Consider the following 21114-nt stretch of genomic DNA (forward strand, 5'->3'; position numbering starts at 1 on the left):
TCATTCCCGCATGCCGTCCAGCAGCCGGTCCAGTGCCGTCAGGGCGGCGTCGAAATCCAGGCTCTCCAGCCCCTCGGCAATCGCCTGCACCTCCGGATCGAAACCGCGCCCCTCGAGCTGCGGCCGCAGCCCGTCGAACTCGCGGCGCGCACCCAGCTGATTCTGTGCCACGCGTTCGCGCAGGGCGCGCAGCGCCTCGTGCGGGAACGGCCCGCAGGGCTCCGCCGAAGCCGGACTCGGGTTCTCCCGGTCACCCCCGTGCGCCACCCCGCCCAGTCCGGCCACCGCTGCCGTCGCCTCGGCCAGGGCGGCTTCCAGGGACTGCAGACGCGTCTCCAGCTCCTGCGTTTCCGGGTCGCCGTCACGCAGGGCCAGTTCCACCGCCTCCGCGGCCGTGCGCAATTCGGCGGCCTCCAGTGCCGCGGCCACCCCCTTGAGGGAATGCGCCAGGCGTTGTGCGTCTTCCGCGCGATCCTGCTCGAGCCGCTCCCGCAGACGCCGGCCGGCGTCGCTGTAATCCCGCTCCAGACCGGCCAGCATCTTGCGCAGCAGGGCCGGCTTGCCACCACAACGAGCCAGCGCGGCCGGAAGGTCGAACGGTGGCAGCGACTCCGGCAGATCGGGCTCGGGCGCGGGCTCCGGCGCCGCCTGCATGGCGTCCGCGCCGGCCTCGCATGCCTGCGAGTCACCCGCCCCCGGGACGTTGTTCATCCAGCGGCCGAGCGTTTCCTCCAGCACCTGCGGATCGATGGGCTTGGTCACGTGGTCGTCCATGCCCGCCTCCAGGCTGCGCTCGCGGTCGCCCTCCATCGCGTGGGCGGTCATGGCGATGATCGGAATCTCGGCCAGATCGGGGCGTGCGCGGATGCGCCGGGTCGCGGTCAGTCCGTCCATCCGGGGCATCTGGATATCCATCAGGATCAGGTCGAACGTCTCGTTGCGTGCCTTCTCCACCCCCTCGCGCCCATCCTCCGCCCAGGTCACTTCGCAGCTCAGGTCCTGCAGGAGTTCGGTCGCCAGCTCGCGGTTGATGACATTGTCCTCCACCAGCAGGACCCGGCTCCCGGACATGTCCGCGGATTCCCGTTTGCCCTTTTCCGCCGGCGCGGGCATCGGGGAGGTCTCCTCCGGGTGCACGTGAAACAGTCCCGAAAGGGTATCCAGCAGGGTGGACTGGCTCACCGGCTTGAGCAGGATGCCGTCGACCCCCGCGCGCTCCGCACGCCCCAGAACCTCCTCGCGGGCAAAGCCGGTGACCATCAGAACCGCGGGCATTCGCGCCCCTTCGTGGGCCTTGATGCGCTGCGCCACTTCAATGCCGTCGACGCCCGGCATGCGCCAGTCGGTCAGCACAAGATCGTAGGGACGTCCCTCTTCCAGTGCCTGATCGATCTGCGCCAGTGCGGCAGCACCGGAGGGCACCACCTCCACCTCCATCCCGAGGTAACGGCACATCTCCTCCAGCGTCTCGCGCGCGCTGGCGTTGTCATCCACCACCAGCGCGCGGCGGCCGGCCAGCTCCGCGCCGGTAAGCCGTTCACCCAGGGTCTCGTGCGGATCCCCGGCGGCCGTATTCAGCCCCAGGCGCACACTGAAATGGAAGGTACTGCCCCGTCCCGGCTCGCTCTCGACACCGATTTCGCCCCCCATCATCTCCACCAGCTGCCTGGAGATCGCCAGACCCAGGCCCGTGCCCTCCTGCTGGCGGGTCACGGAGCCGTCGAGCTGGGTGAAGGACTGGAACAGCCGCCGGGTCTCCTCCCGGCTCATGCCGGGGCCAGTATCGCGCACTTCGAAACGCAGCACGGCTTCGTCCTCTTCCATGCGTTCGCAGGTCGCGCCCACCACCACCTCGCCTTCCTCGGTAAATTTCACCGCGTTGCCGACCAGGTTGGTGAGGATCTGCCCGAGCCGCAGGGCGTCCCCCGTCAGGTGGTGCGGAAGAGCGGGATCCACCCGGTGCACGAGCTCCAGCCCCTTGTCCTCGGCCTTCAGACCGACGATGTCCCAGACGTTGCGCAGCACGTCTTCCAGCGCGAACGGGCTCTCCTCCAGCTCCAGCTTTCCGGCCTCGATCTTGGAGAAATCCAGAATGTCGTTGATCAGCCCCAGCAGGGCCTGGGAGGCACTGTCAATACGGTCCAGATAGCCACGCTGTTTTGGAGTCAGGTCGGTGCGCCGGGCCAGGTGCGTCATGCCGATGATCGCATTCATCGGCGTACGGATCTCGTGGCTCATGTTGGCGAGAAATTCGCTCTTGGCCCGGGTGGCAGATTCGGCCTCGTCACGGGCCCGGGTCAGGGCCTCCTCGGCCCGGATGCGATCGGTGATGTCGTAGTTGGCCGCCCGCTGCCCCATGTACAGCCCGCTTTCCGCATACACCGGGGTGCAGTGATGGCGCAGCCAGCGCTCCTCGCCCGCGCGCGTGACGATGCGGAAATCAAACGCGCCGTCCACATGCTTCTCGTGGATCTCGTACAAATGCTGATCGAACCCCTCGCGATCCTCCACGTGCACGATCTCGCGCAACAGGTCGGGGTTCCGGTAGAACTCGGCATCGCCGTAGCCGGTCACCGCCTGACAGGAAGGCGAGCAGTAGCGGAACTCGAACTCGGGAGTCAGCCAGTAGATCCAGTCAGTCGCCAGATCGCTGATCAGGCGAAAGCGCTCCTGACTCTCGCGCAGCTCGGCCTCGCTTTCGCGCCGGCGGGTCACATCCAGCATGGAGCCCACCGTCCCGCGCGCCCGACCCTGTCGATCCCGCAGCACCCGCGCGGTGACGTCCATCCAGCGCACCGCACCCTCGCTGGTCCGCACGCGCAACTCCTCGTTGTACTCGGCCAGCCGGTCACCCACGAAGGCGTCGCACTGGTTGCGACCGTACCCCTGATCCTCCGGGTGCAGCAGATCCATCCAGCTGTGCCCGATGAACGGCTCCCGCGCCAGGCCCGTAACTTCGCTCCACGACGGACTCAGATAGGTGATGCGATGCTCCAGATCCGTCTGGAACACCACCTCCTTGAGATTCTCGGCGATCACCCGGAAATGATAGTCGGCCGCGGCATCCTCTCCTCCGTCGCCCGGGATCACGGCATCACGCCCGGCCGGTCCGGCGGTGTCGGTGGCTGCGGGCGGGAGATCACAGGTCACCGGCTGCGCGGACTCAATGGCGGCCCCGCCGGGACGGTTGCCCTGGCGCGGGACGGTGTCGCCATAGAGATCCAGGCTCGTGTCCCCGGTGATGGACTGAAAGGTCTCGACGATCTGGCCCAGACCGACCGGCAGCACGAACCCGGGGCTGCGTCCGTAACTCTTGCGCCCGAGCACGAAAAGCCCCGGCTCGGGATTGCCCACGGTGGACACCCCGAGGCTGTGCCACAGCTCGTGCGAATCCTCGACGGTCGCGAGCATGGCCGCAGCCAGCCCCATGGGCGCGCCGGTGGCATAACAGGCGTGGAACTGCAGCGTTTCCAGCCAGGCGTTGTCCGGGACATGGCCGATCAGCGCGTGCACCCGGTCCACGCTCATGCGCCGGGTCCCGTCGGGTCCCCGGAGCTCCACATCCAGCCCGCCACGCACGCCCGGGCCGTGCTCCAGCCGTACCACCTGCGTCTGCGGCAGCCGCCGTGCGCCACGGTCACCGGCGGTCGCGTCCAGGACCCGCGCGAACCGGGCCCCGCGCTCGGGAAACGGATCCCGCTGCGGCCAGTCGGGCGGCAGGGGGGCCGGTTCCTCGAAGGCCCACAGCAGCTCCACGGGCGGCGAGCCCGTCGGCGGATCCAGCCAGTATTCGACCGCCAGCGCGGCCTCGGCGCCACCCCCGGCCACCAGGATGCGTTCGGCGGGCGGCAGGGCTTGCCCCTCCTCGACCTCCGGCGCCCGGGGCCCGTACAGGATGCGCCCGCTCAGCTCGCGCTCCCCCGCGGCCGGCAACCCGCCGGGACCCAGCCACTGTGGGTGTCCCGCCACGCCGGTGGTGTCGATCAGCAGATCGGCCTCCAGCTGGCGCTCGCATCCCTGCTCGTCCACCAGAACGCGGAACGGGTGACGGGCGCGCTCCGGATCGCCAATGCCGGTATTCGCCCGCATGCCGTCGCGACTTGCCGCCAGCACTCGCGTCTCGAGCAGAAGGTCGCAATCCCGGTGTGCCAGCACCCCGGCGAGCCGCTCGCAGTACTCGCGACGAAACTCGCCGGCGGTCGGGAAAGCATCCGGATCGGGAAGGGCGTGCCCCTGCCCGCGCAACGCGTCACGCCCCAGCGGCGAGGTGCACTGTTTCCAGGAGGTGAACATCCGTATCCCGGCCCAGTCGCGCAACGCGGGAGCGACCGCGCGGGAACGCTCGGCCAGCAGCACACGATAGCCCAGGCGCGTGGCATACAGGGCCGCTTCCAGCCCGACAGGGCCGGCTCCGGCAATCAGTACGGTCTTTCTGGAAGCCCCCACTTTGCGCTGCGTTGCTCAGCGCTCCGCGGAGCCGGCAGCACAGACCCGGTTCCGTCCCTCCGCCTTGGCGCGGTAGAGCTGCTCATCGGCCCGCGCCACCACCCGCAGGGCGGACTGGCGCGGCTGGCAATGCAGCGTGGCCACGCCAAGGCTGGCGGTCACGTGATCCGCCACTTCGGACGCCGGATGGGGGACACCGAGTTCGACGATCGCCTCCCGCACCCGCTCGGCCACTGCCGCGGCATCCTCCAGCGCGGTTTCCGGCAGGATGCAGCCGAACTCCTCCCCCCCGTAACGTGCGGCCAGGTCGGCGGGACGCGAGATGGTCTCGTCCAGCACCCGCGACACTTCGCGCAGACAGTCATCCCCGCGGACATGGCCCAGGGTGTCGTTGAAGGGCTTGAAATAATCGATGTCCATCAGGATCACCGAAAGGGCGTCCCCGGTCCGCGCCAGACGCGCATTTTCACGCTCCAGGGTCTCCTCGAACTGGCGCCGGTTGGCCAGGCCGGTCAGTCCGTCGGTCACCGCCATGCGGGTCAGTTGATCGCGGGCGCGCTTGAGCTCGATCTGATGCTGCACCCGCAACCGGACCACCGGCGGATTGATGGGCTTGTTCACGTAGTCGACCGCGCCCAGTTCCAGACCCCGGGCCTCGCCCTCGGTATCTCCCACCCCGGTAATGAAGATCACCGGGACGTTCGCCGTCGCGCGCTCGGACTTCAGCCATTCACAGACCTGAAAACCGTCCGTTCCCGGCATCATCACGTCGAGCAGGATCACGTCCGGACGCGCCGAGGCGGCAAGATCCAGCGCGCGTTTCCCGTTCGTGGCGAACAGCACCTCGTGTTCGTCCTCGAAGATCCCGGCCAGCAACTCGATGTTGGCAGGCTCGTCATCCACCACGAGGATACGTGCCCGATGGTCACTGTTCATAAGCCTTCCCCACTTTCCCTCAGCAGCCGGTCCACCGCCACCAGCGCCTGTTCGAAATCCAGTTGTTCAATGCGGGACCCCAGTTCCCGCACGAGGGCGTCCTGGCCGTGCCCGAGGAGCCGTCCGCTCAGCTCGCGGAAATGCGCCCGGGCACGCAGGTTGTTGCCTTCGATCAGCACACGCAGCTCGCGCAGCTCATCCTCGGGCAGGGGGCCGGTCTCCATATCGTGAAGGGGCCCGTCCCCGGAACCGCTCTCCGGGGCATCCTCCGCGTCCCCGTCGGCAACCAGACCACGGGCCGCTTCCAGTGCCGGCGCCAGGTGCTCGTCCAGCTCCGCAAGGCGCCCGAACGCGGCGCCCTCGTCTCCCTGCGCGAGTTCATTCTCGATCCGCTGCGCGCAGGCCTGCACTTCGCGCAACTCCAGGGAACCCGCGACGCCCTTGAGCGAGTGCGCCAGTCGATGCGCCTCGTCGCGGTGGCCGGTTTCCAGCAGCGACCGCAATTCCTCGACCACCCCGCTGTAACGCTCCTCCAGGCTGAGGATCATGCGCCGCAGCAGCGACGCCTTGCCGTTGCAGCGCGCCAGTGCCGCCGGGAGATCGAACGGCGGCAGCTCCTGCGGCAGCCCGTCGCCGCCCGACGCACCGGAACCGGTGGTCGCAGACGGCATTGGCGAGCCCGTGCTGTCATCGCCCGCCCCCCCGGACGCGGCTCCCTGGTGCACGCATCCGATCCACTCGGAAAGTGTCCGGGCCAGGGCAGCGGGGTCGATCGGCTTGGTGACATGGTCGTTCATCCCCGCCTCCAGGCTCTTCTCGCGATCGCCGGCCATCGCATGGGCCGTCATCGCGATCACCGGAAGGTCCCGGAAACGCGCGTCCCACCGCAGCTCGCGCGTGGCACTCAGCCCGTCCATTTCGGGCATCTGGATGTCCATCAGCACCGCGTCGAAGGATGCGGCCTCAACGGCCGCCAGCGCCTCGCGACCGTCCTCCACCGTGGTGACGTCACAGCCCAGATCCTCCAGGAGCTCCACCGCCAGATCCCGATTGATGGCGTTGTCCTCCGCCAGCAGGATGCGGCAGCCGTCCAGGCGCGGCGTGTCGGCCGTCATGCCGGGGGCCGCTTCGCGCACCCGGTCGCCTTCATCATCCGCATTCAGGAGTTCGACCAGGGTGTCGTGCAGCGTGGATTCGGTCACCGGCTTGAGCAGGAGACCATCCACGGTCTCTTCCGCCTTCTGCAGGATTTCATCGCGGCTGAACCCGGTCACCATCAGAACCGAAGGGACCTGTCGCTTGCGTTCGGCATTGATGTTCTGCGCCACCTCCAGACCATCCATCCCCGGCATGCGCCAGTCGGTCAGCACCATATCGTAATGCACGCCCTTTTCCACCGCCCGGTCCAGCATGCCCAGGGCATCCGGGCCGGAGGGCGCCGTATCCGCCTCGATTCCCAGATCGCTCAGCATCGCGGCCAGGGTTTCCCGGGCCGCGTCCGAGTCATCGACCACCAGCACCCGGCGCCCGCGCAGTGATCGGGACACGACCGGACGCGCGGGCTGTACCTGCTCCGTCTCCACGCCCAGACGTGCGGTAAAGCTGAATGTCGCCCCCTCGCCGGGCGTGCTTTCCACCCCGATGTCGCCGTGCATCATTTCCACCAGCTGCTTGCTGATCGCCAGCCCGAGCCCGGTGCCTTCCTGGCGCCGGGTCACCGAGCTGTCCAGCTGCGTGAAAGAACGGAACAGCCTGCGGGCCTCCTCCTCGGACATCCCCGGTCCTGTGTCGCGCACCGAGAAGCGCAGGGTGGCATAGCCGTCGTCGATCGCCTCGGCCGAGACATGCACCACAACCTCGCCCTGCTCGGTGAACTTGACCGCATTGCCGGCGAGATTGGTCAGAATCTGCCCCAGCCGGAGGGCATCCCCTCGCAGCAGGCGCGGTGTACCCGGCGCGACGTGGTGCACCAGTTCCAGTCCCTTCTCCTCGGCCCGGTGGCCGACCACGTCGGTGACCCCGTTGAGCACGGAATCGAGGTGGAACGGAGCATCTTCCAGTTCGAGCTTGCCGGCCTCGATCTTGGAAAAGTCGAGGATGTCGTTGATCAGGCCGAGCAGGCGCTGGGCGGCGTTGTCGATCTTGTCCATGTACCCGCGCTGGCGCGGGGTCAGCTCGGTCCGCCGTGCCAGATGGCTCATGCCGATGATCGCGTTCATCGGGGTGCGGATCTCGTGGCTCATATTGGCAAGAAACTCGCTCTTGGCACGCGTCGCGCTTTCCGCCTGCTCGCGGGCGCGACGCATCTCGGCCTCGAGATCACGACGCACCCGCACCAGACGATTCAGGATCAGCGTGGTGACCCCGCCCACGATCAGGACCACCAGCACGGTCCAGGCCGCGAACTGGATCAGCAGATTGCGCAGGGGCTCGGTGACCGCCGCCCGATCCAGACTGAGCACCTGATGCCAGTCGGTTCCGGGGATCCGGGTGACGTGCAGCAGGCGCTGCTCTCCGTCAACCGTCACCTCCCGGAGCTCGCCCTCGCGATCGGGATCCAGCGGATCGAAGCCCCTGCCTTCGTCGATGCTGTCGACCAGCGGGCGGAGAACCCGCGAGGAGTCCGGATGGGCCACCACCATGCCATCCTCGTCTACCAGCACGATCTCGCCGTCCCAGCGCAGATCCAGACCGGTCACGCTTCGCGTCACTTCCTGCAGACCGATGTCCCCCGCGGCGACCCCGTAAAGCCCTCCGGTATCGCGATACACCGGCATGCCCATGGAGATGATCAGCCGGTCCTGGGCGGCATCCTCGAAAGGCGCGGTGATGTAGAGATCATCCGCTTCCACCGCCCCCTGGTACCAGGGGCGGGTGCGCGGATCGAAATCGTCCGGCAGCGTGGCCTCGGGGTCGGACATGATCATGCCGCCCTGCTGATCCCCGATGTAGGTCAGATCCACCTCGCCCATGCGTTCGAACTGCTGCAGGACGGGACGCGGATCCCGCCCCTGCGGGATCTCGCCGGCGAGCCCCCGGATCAGGCGCGCATTGGACGTGAACCAGTGAGAAACGTACAGGGCAGTGGAATCGGAGGTGGAGGCAACCTCCGAACGGACGGCCTCGCGGGTCTCGGTCTCCAGCATCTGGTAGGCGACGGTCGCCAGCACCGCGCCCAGCAGCACGATGGCGGCAAGCACCAGCAGCAGAAGCCGATAATGGAAGGACTGAAAGGAGGCCTGATCGCGCTGTGTCATCCGCGGTTCCCCGGGGTGGGCATGTCATGCTGCGGCCGTGGGATTATTCCAGCACAACCCTAAGGGTCTTGCCCCTCGTACCGCAACCACCGCCGGATGGCCGGGAATCAGGCGGGTTTGCGGAAAGCCACCTGTTTCCAGTAACCGAACAGGCTGGCGGGTTCCACCGCCTCGGGCTCGCAGCCGGTCAGGTGCACGAAGTGGTCCAGCTCCATGTCCGGACGAAAGCCCACCGCCCGCGAAAGAGGCCGCAGGCTGCGTTCCACCCCGCGCAGCAGCCATTGCCGGGACGCGAAATGGTTGACCAGAAGGATCTGTCCGCCCGGGCGGCACACCCGCCACATCTCGGCGAACATGCGGTCGGGATTGGGGACCACGGACGCCACGTACATCCCGACCACGGCGTCGAAGCTGTCGTCGCGGAAACCGAGTGCTTCGGCGTCCATCTCGGCCACGCCGCGCACCCCCGGCAGACCGCCGTTGATGCGTTCCTGCGCGACCTGCAGCATCTCGCGCGACACGTCGATCCCGACCAGATCGACGCCCTCCGGATATTCCGGGAATGAGATACCGGTCCCGACGCCCACTTCCAGCACGCGCTTGCCGTTCAGCGGTGCCAGGGTCTTCTGAGCACTGTGCCGGCCGGTGGCGAACACCCGGCCGAAAGTCGCATCGTAATGTCGCGCATAGCGCCGATAACTCTTGCGAATGCTGACCAGATCCATGCTAGCGTCCCCGATGGAAACCACGGACCACCCGTGCCGGACGTCCCGGCCACGCGCGGTCGTCAGCCGTTCTCTTCTTCAACCGCCTTCATGCTCAGGCGGATACGGCCCTGCTTGTCGACCTCCAGCACCCGCACGGTGACCGAATCCCCCTCGGAGAGGAAATCACTCACGTTCTCCACGCGCTCGTCGGAGATCTGCGAGATATGCACCAGACCGTCACGCCCCGGAAGGATCGACACGAATGCGCCGAAGTCCATGATCTTGGCGACCTTTCCGGTGTACTGACGCCCCACCTCGATGTCCGCGGTCAGCTCCTCGATGCGGCGCTTCGCCTCGTTGCCGGCAGCCGCATCGGTGGAGGCGATCTTGACCGTGCCATCGTCACCGATGTCGATGGTGGTGCCGGTCTCCTCGGTCAGGGTACGGATGGTCGCCCCGCCCTTGCCGATCACGTCGCGGATCTTGTCCGGGTTGATCTTCAGGGTGATGAAGCGCGGCGCATGCTCGGACATCTCCTGGCGATGGGTGTCCAGTTCCGCGTTCATGCAACCCAGGATGTGCAGCCGGCCCTCGCGCGCCTGCTCCAGGGCCTTTTCCATGATCTCTCGGGTAATCCCGTCGATCTTGATGTCCATCTGCAGCGCGGTCACGCCGTCATGGGTGCCGGCCACTTTGAAGTCCATGTCGCCGAGGTGATCCTCGTCGCCGAGGATGTCGGAAAGCACGGCGAAGCGGTCGTCTTCCTTGATCAGGCCCATCGCGATGCCCGCGACCGGGGCCTTCAGCGGCACGCCGGCGTCCATCAGCGCCAGCGAGGTGCCGCACACCGAGGCCATGGAACTGGAACCGTTCGACTCGGTGATCTCGGAGACCACACGCACCACGTAGGGGAAGTCCTCGTCGTTCGGCATCACCGCGGCCACGCCGCGCTTGGCCAGACGGCCGTGGCCGATCTCGCGGCGCTTGGGCGAGCCGACGAAACCGGTCTCCCCGGTGCAGTATGGCGGGAAGTTGTAATGCAGCATGAAGCGGTCGCGGCGCTCGCCCTCGATCGCGTCGATCACCTGGGCGTCGCGGTCGGTGCCCAGGGTGGCGACGACCATCGCCTGGGTCTCGCCCCGGGTAAACAGCGCGGAGCCGTGGGCACGCGGCAACAGGCCGGTCTGCACGTCGATCGGACGGACAGTCTTCGTGTCACGTCCATCGATACGCGGATGCCCGTCAAGAATGCGATCACGCACTAGACGGTATTCCAGATCGTGCAGGGTGGTCTTGACCGCATCGGCATCGGGGCCGGAACCGTCGTCGCTCACCAGCGATTCAACCAGGCGGCTGCGCAGTTCGCTCAGGCGCTGGCTGCGGGTCTGCTTGTCGGCGATCTGGTAAATCTCGGTCAGCTCATCGCGCGCGGCCGCGGCCACGCGGTCTTCCACCGAGGCCTCGCTCTCCGGCGGCTGCCAGTCCCAGGCGGGTTCGCCCGCCTCGGCCGCCAGTTCGTTGATGGCGCGGATCGCAGCCTGCAGCTGTTCGTGGCCGTACATCACCGCGCCCAGCATGGTTTCCTCGGACAGCTCGCTTGCCTCCGACTCCACCATCAGGACCGCGTTTTCGGTCCCCGCCACGACCAGGTTCAGCTCGGATTCCTCCAGCGCGCTGAAGCTCGGATTCAACTGGTACTCACCGGCGCGGTACCCCACGCGGGCGGCGCCGATGGGCCCGCCGAACGGCACACCCGAGAGTGCCAGCGCCGCGGAAGCACCGATCATCGCGGGGATGTCGGGATCCACCTCGGGGTTGATCGAGACCACCGTCGCGATGACCTGGGTTTCGTTCTTGAAGCCTTCGGGAAACAGCGGCCGGATCGGACGGTCGATCAGGCGCGAGGTCAGGGTTTCCTTCTCGCTCGGACGCCCTTCACGCTTGAAGAAACCGCCCGGAATCTTGCCGGCGGCGTAGGTCCGTTCCTGGTAGTTGACGGTCAGGGGGAAGAAGTCGCGGCCCGGATCGGCTTCCTTGCGGGCGACCACGGTGACCAGGACCACGGTTTCGGCCATGTTCACCAGCACCGCGCCGCTGGCCTGGCGCGCGATGTCCCCGGTTTCGAGCGTGACGGTGTGATTTCCGTACTGGAACGACTTCTTGTATGACACGTTTTTTCCCGTTTCCCTTTGAATCCCGATGTGACTCGTCGGTGGACGAGCCGCTGAAAGTTCTCTCCGCAATCAATGCCCCAAACAAACAGGCCCGCACCAATGGCGCGGGCCCGGGGGGCGGGGCCTAGCGGCGCAGGCCCAGTTCCTTCACGATCGACTGATAGCGTTCGACGTCCTTGCGTTTGAGATAGGACAGCAGCTTGCGACGCTGGCTGACCATCTTCAGCAGGCCACGCCGGGAATGGTGGTCCTGCTTGTGCTTGTCGAAATGACCCATCAGATGCTGGATACGCGCCGTCAGGAGCGCAATCTGCACTTCGGGCGATCCGGTATCACTGGCATCGCGCTTGTGCTTCTCGACGATAGCCGATTTCTCTTCGGTAGTGAGCGACATGTAAGGCTGACTCCTGATTCCTGAACCGTCTGTCTGAGTGGCCAGTGGCGCTGGCGAACAGGCGCGTATGTTAGCACGCGCTCAAGCACCGTGAACAGCGAACGGACGAACGGCTGCCCCTGACCTGTTTCTGTTGTATTGTGAACTCCATCACTCCCCGACAGGGACAGTCATGACCACGCAGGAAACCCGCCGCCTCCAGGCCCGCATCCTGCTGCTGGCACTTGCGGTGCTGGTGCTGCTGGGCCTGATTGCGGCCAGTCTGACGGCCCACGCCTACTACCAGCAGGCGCGCGACCGCGCGGACCTGGCGCAGCAGGCCGCGCTGCAGCATCACGGGCAGGCGGTGGCGCAGTATTTCGACCGCCTGGAAGACATCGCCTGGCAGGTCGCCAGCCGCAGCCGCATCCGCGACGAACTGGCCGCCTACAATCGCGGCGCGACCGATCTCGAAGACCTGCAGGACTTCAGTCACGACAAGCTGGAAGATGCCCTGCGCCCCTCCGGCGCGGCCGGCATCATCCGCCTGGATGCGGAAGGCCGCCAGGTACTGGCGGTGGGCGACGCCAACCCGGACCCGATCTACTGGCCGGACATCGACCCGGCGATGCGCGAGACCCGCATGCGTGATCACCTGGCCTGGGAGGGCCGGGCCTGGATCATGATCGCGGTGCCGATCCTCTCCCGCGAGGACGAATGGCTGGGCGCCGACATCCTGGTGTTCCCCGCCGAGGCCCTGGTCGGCGTGCTGGAGTCCGCCGCCGAGGGCGGCAAGGCCGCCTGGCTGGAGGGCCCGCAGGGAGTGGTGCTGCGGGTGGACGACATCACCTGGAGCCTGAAGCCGACCGGCGCCGGGAACCTGGTGGCCCCGGCACTGCAGCAGGCCCGCGGAGGATCGCAGGCCCTGCAGCGCACGGACGGCGAGGTGGTCTTTGCGGTGCCGGTACGCCCGGGCTGGGGGCTGTCGATGGCCGTACCGGAGGAGGAACTCTACGCCGGCATGATGGCCCACCTGGCGCTGCCGGTCGGACTGGTCCTGGGCATGGCATTGCTGTCGGGACTGGGGCTGATCGGCGTGATCCGGCCGCTGTCACGCCAGGTGGTGGCGCAGTCCGAGGCCCTGGAGCGCGCGTCCGAGGAGCAGGAGGATCTGCTGGAGTACGCCAGCGGCTTCGTCTATCGCTTCGACCGCTCGGGTCGGGCGCGCTACATCTCGCCGGGCGTGGAACGGGTCCTCGGCCGCAGCATGGACCGCCTGCCAGAGACCACCCTGCGCGCCCTGGTCGAACCCTTCCTGCCCTATCTCGAGGGCACCGCCGTGCCCATCGACGGCGGCACCGATTCCGAGCTGCCACCGGCCCGCGCCGAGGTGACTGACAAGGCGGGCAACCCGGTGGTGCTGGAACTCAACGCCCGTGTCCGATACAACAGCGGCCACGTAGTGGATATCTTTGGCGTGGCCCGCGACGTCACCAGCCGCGAGGAGGCCCGGCGCCGGGTCAGTCACCTGGCCAACTACGACCCACTCACCGACCTGCCCAACCGCACCCAGCTCGACGAGCGCCTGGCGCGCGCGATTGAACGCTGCCGGCTCCACGACGAGCGCCTGGCGGTACTGTTCGTCGACCTGGACGGCTTCAAGTACGTGAACGACAGTCTGGGCCACCATCGCGGAGACGAGCTCCTGGAAGCGGTCGCCCGGCGCCTGCTGGGCGCCATCGACCGGCACTCCACCATCGCGCGCCACGGGGGCGACGAATTCGTGGTCCTGACCGAACACATTGCCGGCACCGACGATGCCGAACGGGTCGCCGATAATCTCCTGCGTGCGCTGGAGGCCCCCTTCCACGTGGCAGGTCAGGAACTGTTCATTGGGGCGAGTATCGGCATCAGCCTGTTTCCCGATGATGCGGCCTCCTCGGACATGCTGATCCGCAACGCGGACTCGGCGATGTACCGCGCCAAGGCTCGCGGACGCAATAACGTCCAGCTCTACACGGCGGACCTCACCGATGCCAGTCAGCGCCGGCTGGCGATCGAGGCCGGCCTGCGCCGCGCAATCGAGGGCAACGAGCTGGAGGTCGTGTATCAGCCACAATGGTATCTGCCTGGCGAAGGCCTGTCCGGCGCGGAGGCGCTGGTCCGCTGGCGGCATCCGGATTTCGGCATGATCAGCCCGGCCGAATTCATCCCGGTGGCGGAAGAGAACGGCACCATCGGACTGCTGGGGCGGTGGGTCCTGCGGGAGGCAGTCCGCAGGACCTGCGAATGGGGACCGCAACGACTGGGGCGAATCGGCGTCAACGTCTCCGGGCACCAGGTCCTGTTCGGCGACATCGCCGGGGACGTGCGGGCGGTGCTGGAAGAGACCGGCCTGGAGCCGTGGCGCCTGGAACTGGAGATCACCGAGGGCTTCGTAATGGACCATGCCGAACGCGGCATCGCGGTACTCGAAGAGCTGCGGGCCATGGGCGTGCAGCTGGCGATCGACGACTTCGGCACCGGCTATTCGTCGCTGAGTTATCTCAAGCGCCTGCCCGTCCAGCGCCTGAAGGTCGACGCCTCGTTCGTCCAGGGGGCCGACACCGACGCCGCCGACGCCGCGCTCACCGCGTCCATCATCGCCATGGGCCACAAACTTGGCCTGACGGTCATCGCCGAAGGTGTGGAAACCGCCACTCAGCGCGACATGATCATCCTGGACGGTTGCGACGAGGCTCAGGGTTATTACCTGGCCCGCCCGATGTCCACCGAGCAGATGGGGGCCTTGATCGAGGACCCCGTCCCGGCCTGTCGCCGGGACTGAACCCGGCTCGGACAAGCCTCAGGCCGTGGTGAACAGGCGCCGCGGCCGGACCGCCCCCTTCGCGTCCTGCAAACCCACGCCCAGGAACTCGCCTTCAGGGCCGTGCATGCGCACCAGTATCCCGGCTGGCCCGGCCTCGTCCGGCACCGGCGAGGCCCCCGTGACCTGCCGGTCCACCGTCTCCGCGTCCGCCGGATTCCCGTGACGCAGCGCCGCGGCGCCGGTTGCATTCAGGTGCACCTGCGGCCAGCCCGCCAGGGCTGCCTCGGCCGGCAGAAGACAGGCCTCGATCGCCGCCGGCCCACCGGCCTCGAATCGTTCCTCCAGGGCTTCGCGGGTCCACATCGCCTCGGCATCGAAGACGCCGTGCGCCGTACGCCGCAGCTCTTCCACCGCCGCCCCGCAACCCAGGGCATCCCCGATGTCGGCCACCAGCGACCGGATATAGGTGCCCTTGCTGCAATACACCTCCAGCCGCAGACGATCATCCGCCAGCCGTTCGATGTTCAGCGAATGGATCCGCACGGGCCGGGGCGGACGGTCCACTTCGACCCCTTCGCGCGCCAGTTCATACAGCCGCCGGCCGTCCTTCTTCAGGGCTGACACCATCGGGGGAACCTGCTCCAGATCGCCGGTGAAGTCGCGTTCCAGCCGCGCAAGATCCTCGTCCGTGATCACGGGGACCGGAGATTCGGCGAGAATCTCTCCGTCCATGTCCGCCGAGTCGGTCTCCACGCCCAGCCGCGCGACGGCGACGTAACGCTTGTCCGCGTCCAGCAGCCAGCCGGACACCTTGGTCGCCTGCCCGAAACACAGAGGAAGAAGCCCGGTCGCCCGTGGATCCAGGGCGCCGGTATGGCCCGCCTTGCGCGCACCGAGGAGGTATTTCACCCGACCCAGCGCCTGGCTCGAACTGAGCCCCTGCGGCTTGTCGAGCAGCAGGATGCCGTCGACGTTACGCCCCTTCCTGCGCGCCACGGGGAGTCGGTTTACCGGTCTTCCGGGACGTCGGGACCACCGGAGCCATCCGGATCCCCGCCGCCTTCCGGATCGGCCTCCCCATCGCTGTCGCCGTGCCGCTCGCGATCCTCCGCCAGCGCCTGACTGATCAGCGAAGACATGCGCGCGCCCCGTTCGGGCGTGTCATCGTAGATGAACCGCAGTTGCGGGATGCTGCGCATGCGAATCCGGCTACCCAGCGCCCGCCGCAGGAAGCCGGCCGCGTTGTTGAGGCCCTGCTGCGCCTCGCGGCCACCCTCCTCGCCACCCAGCCGGGTAAAATACACCCGGGCGTGGGCCAGGTCCTTCGAGACCTCCACCCCCGAGATGGTCACCATGCCGACCCGCGGGTCCTTCACCTCGACACGCACCAGCTCGGCGAGCTCGCGCTGGATCTGCTCGCCGACCCGATCACTACGCTGAAAGTCGCGGGGTCCGGGCATTACAGCGACCGCTGGACCTCGACGCGCTGGAAGACCTCGATCTGGTCTCCGGCCTTCACGTCGTTGTAGTTCTTCACCGCGATGCCGCACTCGGTACCGGCGCGAACCTCGTTCACGTCGTCCTTGAAGCGGCGCAGGCTTTCCAGCTCGCCCTCGTACACCACCACGTTGTCACGCAGCACGCGGATCGGGTTGCCCCGCTTGACCGAACCCTCGACCACCAGGCAGCCGGCCACCTGGCCGAAGCTCGAGGCCTTGAACACCTCGCGCACCTCGGCCAGGCCCACGATTTCCTCGCGGGTCTCCGGCGCCAGCAGCCCGGACAGGGCCTGCTTCACGTCCTCGATGGCCTCGTAGATGACCGAGTAGTAGCGGACGTCGATCCCGTTTTCCTGCGCCACACGCTTGGCGCCGGCGTCGGCACGCACGTTGAACGCGATCACGATCGCATCCGAAGCGGTCGCCAGGTTGATATCCGACTCGGAGATACCGCCGACCCCGGTGGAAATCACCTTGACCCGGACCTCCTCGTTGGACAGCTTGACCAGCGATTCGCGCAGCGCCTCGGCGGATCCCTGCACGTCGGCCTTGATCAGGATGTTGACCGTGCCGACGTCGCCTTCCTGCATCTGGTTGAAGATGTTTTCCAGCTTGGCCGCCTGCTGCGCCGCCAGCTTGCGCTCGCGCTGCTTGGTGTCGCGGTACTCGGCCACTTCGCGGGCAGTCTTTTCGTCCGCGACCACCAGCATCTCGTCGCCGGCCTCCGGCACCCCGGAGAGCCCCAGGATCTCCACCGGCATCGACGGACCGACTTCCTTTACCGCCGTGCCGGTGTCGTCGAACATCGCCCGCACACGGCCGTATTCCTTGCCGGTCAGCACGATGTCGCCATGTTTCAGGCTGCCGGACTGCACCAGCACCGTGGCCACCGGGCCACGGCCCTTGTCCAGCCGCGACTCGATCACCACGCCGCGCGCCGGCCCCTCGTCCGGGGCCATCAGCTCCATCAGCTCCGCCTGCAGACCCAGGCCTTCCAGCAGCTCGTCGATGCCTTCCCCGGAATGCGCCGAGACCCGGATGAACTGGGTGTCGCCACCCCATTCCTCGGGGATTACCTCGTGCTGGGCGAGATCGTTGATCACCCGGTCGGCATCCGCCTCCGGCTTGTCGATCTTGTTGACCGCGACCACGATCGGTACGCCGGCGGCCTTCGCATGGTTGATGGCTTCGAGCGTCTGCGGCATCACGCCGTCATCCGCCGCAACCACCAGGATCACGATGTCCGTGGACTGGGCACCCCGGGCACGCATCGCGGTGAACGCCGCATGTCCCGGCGTATCGAGGAACGTCACCCCGTCATGCCCGTTCTCGACGTGATAGGCCCCGATGTGCTGGGTGATCCCGCCGGCTTCTCCGGAGGCCACGCGCGTCTTGCGGATATGGTCCAGCAGCGACGTCTTGCCATGGTCCACGTGGCCCATCACGGTCACCACCGGCGGACGGGCCTTGGGCTCGGCGGTCTGCTCCTGGGCAACCTCGATCTGATCCTCGATGGTCTCTTCCCTTGCGGGCACCGCGGTGTGGCCCATTTCCTCGACCACCAGCATCGCCGTTTCCTGATCGATGGACTGGTTGATGGTGGCCATCACGCCCATGCCCATCAGGGTCTTGATCAGCTGCGGTGCCTTGATCGCCATCGCCTGCGCCAGATCGGCCACCGTGATGGTCTCCGGCACTTCCACCTCGCGCACCACCGGTGCGGTCGGCTTGGCGAAGCCGTGCTTGCCGGCCACGGCCTGGGCCGCCTGCGACTGCCCGGCGCCCTTGCCCTTGTCACCCTTCTTGCGCCGACCACGACGGTCGCCGGCGACATGCAGTTCCTTGCGGTCGTCCTTGCGGCCACCCTTGCGGCCCTTGCCGGACTTGGCGGGTTCCGCCGGTGCCGCGGCGGGAGCCGGTGCCTGGCGCTGCTGCGCGGCCTCGCGTTCCAGGCGCGCCTGTTCTTCCTTCTCGCGCTTCGCCTCCTGCTTCTCCTGCTCTTCCTGCTTGCGCTTCTGGCGCTCCTCGCGTTCGACCTCTTCCTGCTTGCGCGCTTCCACAGCCTTGCGCTGAGCTTCCCGCTCGGCTTCCAGCTGCATGGCCAGCTGCTGCGTGCGGCTCAGCGGCTTCTTCGGGGCGGCCGGCGCTTCTTCCGCGGCTGCGGCCGGCTCCTCGGCCGCCTCTTCCGCCTCGGGTGACTCCGGTGCCTCGGCTGCGGCCGCCTCCGCCGCTTCGGGCTCTTCCTCGACGTCCGCCGGTTCCTCCGCCGCGGCCTCGTCGGCCGCCGGTTCAGGTTCCGGTTCCGGCGTCTCGGCCACCACCGGCTCATCCGCCGGTGCTTCCGCCTCCGACGCCTCGCCGGCTGCGGCCTCCTCGACTTCCGGGGTCACCGGCGATTCTGCATCGGGACGGGTCTCTTCCGGTGCCGCAGCGGCTTCGGATTCCACATTCTCGGCCGCCTCCGGGCGATCCTCCGGCGCCGGTGTTGCATCCGCCGGCTTGCGCTTGAGGGTGCGCTTCTTGCGCACCTCCACGTTAACCGTCTTGGTCTTGCCCTGGCCCGAGCTGACCTTCAGCGTCTGCGCCTGGGAACGCCGCCGCAGAGTCACGCGGTCACTCGCCCCGCCGGAGGAACCCTGGCGCAGATGGTCCAGCAGCTGGCGCTTCTCGGCATCGGTGATGGGCGCCTCGGGCCCGGCCACCTCGACGCCCGCCTCCTTGAGCTGCTCCAGGAGACGATCGACGGGCTTGCCCACCGATTCCGCGAATTGCTGCACTGTCATTTGCGCCATGGCGCTACCTCCATTCCAGATTCTGTTCCGGCGTGCCGCTGCCCGACCACCGCCGCTGCGTCGCGATCATTCCCCGGTTTCGAACCAGGGGGCGCGCGCGGTCATGATCAATTCGGACGCCTCCTGCTCGGAGATGCCCAGCATTTCCACCACGTCGTCCGCGGCCTGCTCGGCGAGGTCCTCCATGGTGCACACCCCGCTGGCTGCCAGCCGATTCGCCAGCGCCACGGTCATGCCATCCATGTTCAGCAGATCCTCGGCCGGCTCGCCACCCCCGCCGTCCTGTGCCGCGATCGCCCGCGTCAGGAGCGCGTCGCTGGCCCGGTTGCGAAGTTCCGCGACCACGTCCTCATCGAATTCCTCAATCGACAGCAGTTCCGCCTCGTCCACATAGGCCACCTCGTCCAGGGTGCTGAAGCCTTCCTGCACCAGGATCCCGGCCACCTCCTCGTCGACGTCCAGCGCCTCCATGAAGTAGGTCACCAGCTGCCGGGCCTCGGCCTCGCTCTTCTCCTCGGCCTGCTCCTCGGTCATCACGTTCAGCTCCCAGCCGGTCAGCTGCGAGGCCAGACGGATGTTCTGCCCCCCGCGACCGATCGCCAGCGAAAGCTTGTCCTCGGCCACCGCGATGTCCATCGACTGCTTCTCTTCGTCGACCACGATCGAGAGGACTTCCGCCGGCGACATCGCATTGATCACGAACTGGGCCGGATTCTCGTCCCATACGATGATATCGATGCGTTCGCCCGCGAGCTCGTTGGAGACCGACTGCACACGCGAACCGCGCATGCCCACGCAGGCCCCCACCGGATCCAGCCGCGGGTCATTCGAGCGCACCGCGATCTTCGCCCGCATGCCCGGATCGCGGGCCGCCCCGAGGATGTCGATGATCTCCTGTCCCACCTCCGGGACCTCGAGTTTGAACAGCTCGATGAGGAACTCCGGCGCGGTGCGGCTGAGGATCAGTTGCGGTCCGCGAGCGTCCGGCCGGATCTCCTTGAGATAGCCGCGCAGGCGATCATTGGTGCGTACCGTCTCGCGCGGAATCATGTGCTCGCGCGGGACCAGGGCCTCGGCGTTGTTGCCCAGGTCCACGTAGGTCCCGTTGCGGTCGGTACGCTTGACGATCCCCATCACCAGCGAACCGACCCGGTCCTCGTACTCCTCGACGACCTTCTGCCGCTCGGCATCACGCACCTTCTGCACGATCACCTGCTTGGCGGTCTGCGCGGCGATACGCCCGAAGTCCACGGCCTCGACCGGTTCCTCGATCACCTCTCCGATCTGAATCTCCGGGTATTTCTGCTGCGCGTAGGACAGCAGCATCTGATAGTCGGGAGACTCGAACTCGGGATCCTCGTCGTCCACCACCGTCCAGCGGCGATAGGCCTCGTAATCGCCGCTTTCGCGGTCGATGCTCACGCGCACATCCATGCGCCCACCGTGATACTTGCGCGTGGCCATCGCCAGGGCCGATTCCAGGGCCTCGAAGATAACGCCCTTCTCGACGCCCTTCTCGTTGGAAACGGCGTCGACGACCAGCAGGATCTCCTTGTTCATGTCATGCCTCTTCGCAGCCTCGACAGTCGCCTGTCGACATCAGGTTGTTCATGATTGCGTCCCCGGGTCTTCTTCCAGCACGCGCGCATTGTGAATCGCGGCCAGCGGCAACTCGTAGGCCGTGCCATCGACCGCCACCTCGATCATGGTGTCGTCCGCGGACAACAGCTGCCCACGGTAGTTCCGCCGCCCGTGCTCCGGCCAGGTCAGACGCACCTTGACCGCACGTCCGACGTACTCGCGGAACTGATCGGGAGTAAACAGGGGACGTTCGATGCCCGGACTGGACACCTCGAGCGTGTAGTCCGCGCGGATCGGCTCTTCCACATCGAGGACCGCGCTGACCTGCTCGCTGACGCGCGCACAGTCATCCACGGTCACGCCGGTCGAACGATCGATATAAATGCGCAGCATCTGCGGCTTCGAACCCGCATGGTGTTCGATACCCCAGAGCTCACAACCCTGGCCTTCGACCACGGGTCCCAGTAGCGCCTTCAGTTGTTCAACCTGCTCGGACAAATGCCTGTCGACCTCGATTCCACTGCACCGGTGCACGGAGCC

Annotated in this window: 12 protein-coding genes; 1 reads left to right on the forward strand and 11 read right to left on the reverse strand. The window is 67.3% G+C overall.

Going from position 1 to position 21114, the window contains the following annotated elements; genetic code table 11:
* From D577_RS14215 to rpsO, 6 genes are all read right to left on the reverse strand, one after another.
* A complete protein-coding gene (locus tag D577_RS14215) occupies positions 1 to 4446 on the reverse strand; it encodes a response regulator (protein WP_018946338.1) in 4446 nt (1481 codons plus the stop codon).
* A 15-nt stretch (positions 4447 to 4461) separates the two neighbouring features.
* Positions 4462 to 5382 (reverse strand): diguanylate cyclase, encoded by a 921-nt coding sequence (locus D577_RS0104290; protein WP_018946339.1) that lies wholly within the window; start codon positions 5380 to 5382, stop codon positions 4462 to 4464.
* Positions 5379 to 8639 (reverse strand): hybrid sensor histidine kinase/response regulator, encoded by a 3261-nt coding sequence (locus D577_RS0104295; RefSeq protein WP_018946340.1) that lies wholly within the window; start codon positions 8637 to 8639, stop codon positions 5379 to 5381. The genes D577_RS0104290 and D577_RS0104295 overlap by 4 nt, the downstream gene beginning before the upstream one ends.
* A gap of 107 nt (positions 8640 to 8746) precedes the next feature.
* Positions 8747 to 9364, reverse strand: a complete 618-nt coding sequence (locus tag D577_RS0104300; RefSeq protein ID WP_018946341.1) for a class I SAM-dependent methyltransferase — start codon at positions 9362 to 9364, stop codon at positions 8747 to 8749.
* A 62-nt stretch (positions 9365 to 9426) separates the two neighbouring features.
* Entirely contained in the window at positions 9427 to 11517 is a 2091-nt protein-coding gene (gene pnp / locus D577_RS0104305; protein ID WP_018946342.1) for a polyribonucleotide nucleotidyltransferase, read from the reverse strand.
* A 127-nt stretch (positions 11518 to 11644) separates the two neighbouring features.
* Positions 11645 to 11914: a 30S ribosomal protein S15 gene (gene rpsO / locus D577_RS0104310; protein WP_018934781.1), complete on the reverse strand. Its 270-nt coding sequence runs from the start codon at positions 11912 to 11914 to the stop codon at positions 11645 to 11647.
* Positions 11915 to 12086: 172 nt separating this feature from the next.
* On the opposite strand from rpsO, the gene D577_RS0104315 reads away from it, so the two are divergent.
* A complete protein-coding gene (locus D577_RS0104315) occupies positions 12087 to 14720 on the forward strand; it encodes an EAL domain-containing protein (protein ID WP_018946343.1) in 2634 nt (877 codons plus the stop codon).
* Between the two features lie 18 nt (positions 14721 to 14738).
* Here D577_RS0104315 and truB read toward each other — a convergent pair whose 3' ends face one another.
* From truB to rimP, 5 genes are all read right to left on the reverse strand, one after another.
* Entirely contained in the window at positions 14739 to 15698 is a 960-nt protein-coding gene (gene truB / locus D577_RS0104320; protein ID WP_018946344.1) for a tRNA pseudouridine(55) synthase TruB, read from the reverse strand.
* An 11-nt stretch (positions 15699 to 15709) separates the two neighbouring features.
* Positions 15710 to 16162, reverse strand: a complete 453-nt coding sequence (gene rbfA, locus D577_RS0104325; RefSeq protein ID WP_018946345.1) for a 30S ribosome-binding factor RbfA — start codon at positions 16160 to 16162, stop codon at positions 15710 to 15712.
* Positions 16162 to 18993 carry a translation initiation factor IF-2 gene (infB, locus tag D577_RS0104330; protein ID WP_026288906.1) on the reverse strand — a complete coding sequence of 944 codons (2832 nt, stop codon included), beginning with the start codon at positions 18991 to 18993 and terminating at the stop codon, positions 16162 to 16164. Before infB ends, rbfA begins: the two co-directional genes overlap by 1 nt.
* A gap of 66 nt (positions 18994 to 19059) precedes the next feature.
* Complete coding sequence (gene nusA, locus D577_RS0104335) at positions 19060 to 20553, reverse strand: transcription termination factor NusA (RefSeq protein ID WP_018946347.1); 1494 nt, start codon at positions 20551 to 20553, stop codon at positions 19060 to 19062.
* A gap of 48 nt (positions 20554 to 20601) precedes the next feature.
* Positions 20602 to 21072: a ribosome maturation factor RimP gene (gene rimP, locus D577_RS0104340; RefSeq protein WP_018946348.1), complete on the reverse strand. Its 471-nt coding sequence runs from the start codon at positions 21070 to 21072 to the stop codon at positions 20602 to 20604.
* Between the last annotated feature and the right edge of the window lie 42 nt (positions 21073 to 21114).

Source organism: Thioalkalivibrio sp. AKL17, from assembly GCF_000377885.1.
GTDB classification, from domain to species: domain Bacteria; phylum Pseudomonadota; class Gammaproteobacteria; order Ectothiorhodospirales; family Ectothiorhodospiraceae; genus Thioalkalivibrio; species Thioalkalivibrio halophilus.

Bases quoted from the DNA above. Each gene is read 5' to 3' on its own strand.
- rpsO (WP_018934781.1), bottom strand. From the start codon at position 11,914: ATGTCGCTCACTACCGAAGAGAAATCGGCTATCGTCGAGAAGCACAAG.
- D577_RS0104290 (WP_018946339.1), bottom strand. From the start codon at position 5,382: ATGAACAGTGACCATCGGGCACGTATCCTCGTGGTGGATGACGAGCCT.
- D577_RS0104315 (WP_018946343.1), top strand. From the start codon at position 12,087: ATGACCACGCAGGAAACCCGCCGCCTCCAGGCCCGCATCCTGCTGCTG.
- rbfA (WP_018946345.1), bottom strand. From the start codon at position 16,162: ATGCCCGGACCCCGCGACTTTCAGCGTAGTGATCGGGTCGGCGAGCAG.
- infB (WP_026288906.1), bottom strand. From the start codon at position 18,993: ATGGCGCAAATGACAGTGCAGCAATTCGCGGAATCGGTGGGCAAGCCC.
- D577_RS0104295 (WP_018946340.1), bottom strand. From the start codon at position 8,639: ATGACACAGCGCGATCAGGCCTCCTTTCAGTCCTTCCATTATCGGCTT.
- D577_RS0104300 (WP_018946341.1), bottom strand. From the start codon at position 9,364: ATGGATCTGGTCAGCATTCGCAAGAGTTATCGGCGCTATGCGCGACAT.
- nusA (WP_018946347.1), bottom strand. From the start codon at position 20,553: ATGAACAAGGAGATCCTGCTGGTCGTCGACGCCGTTTCCAACGAGAAG.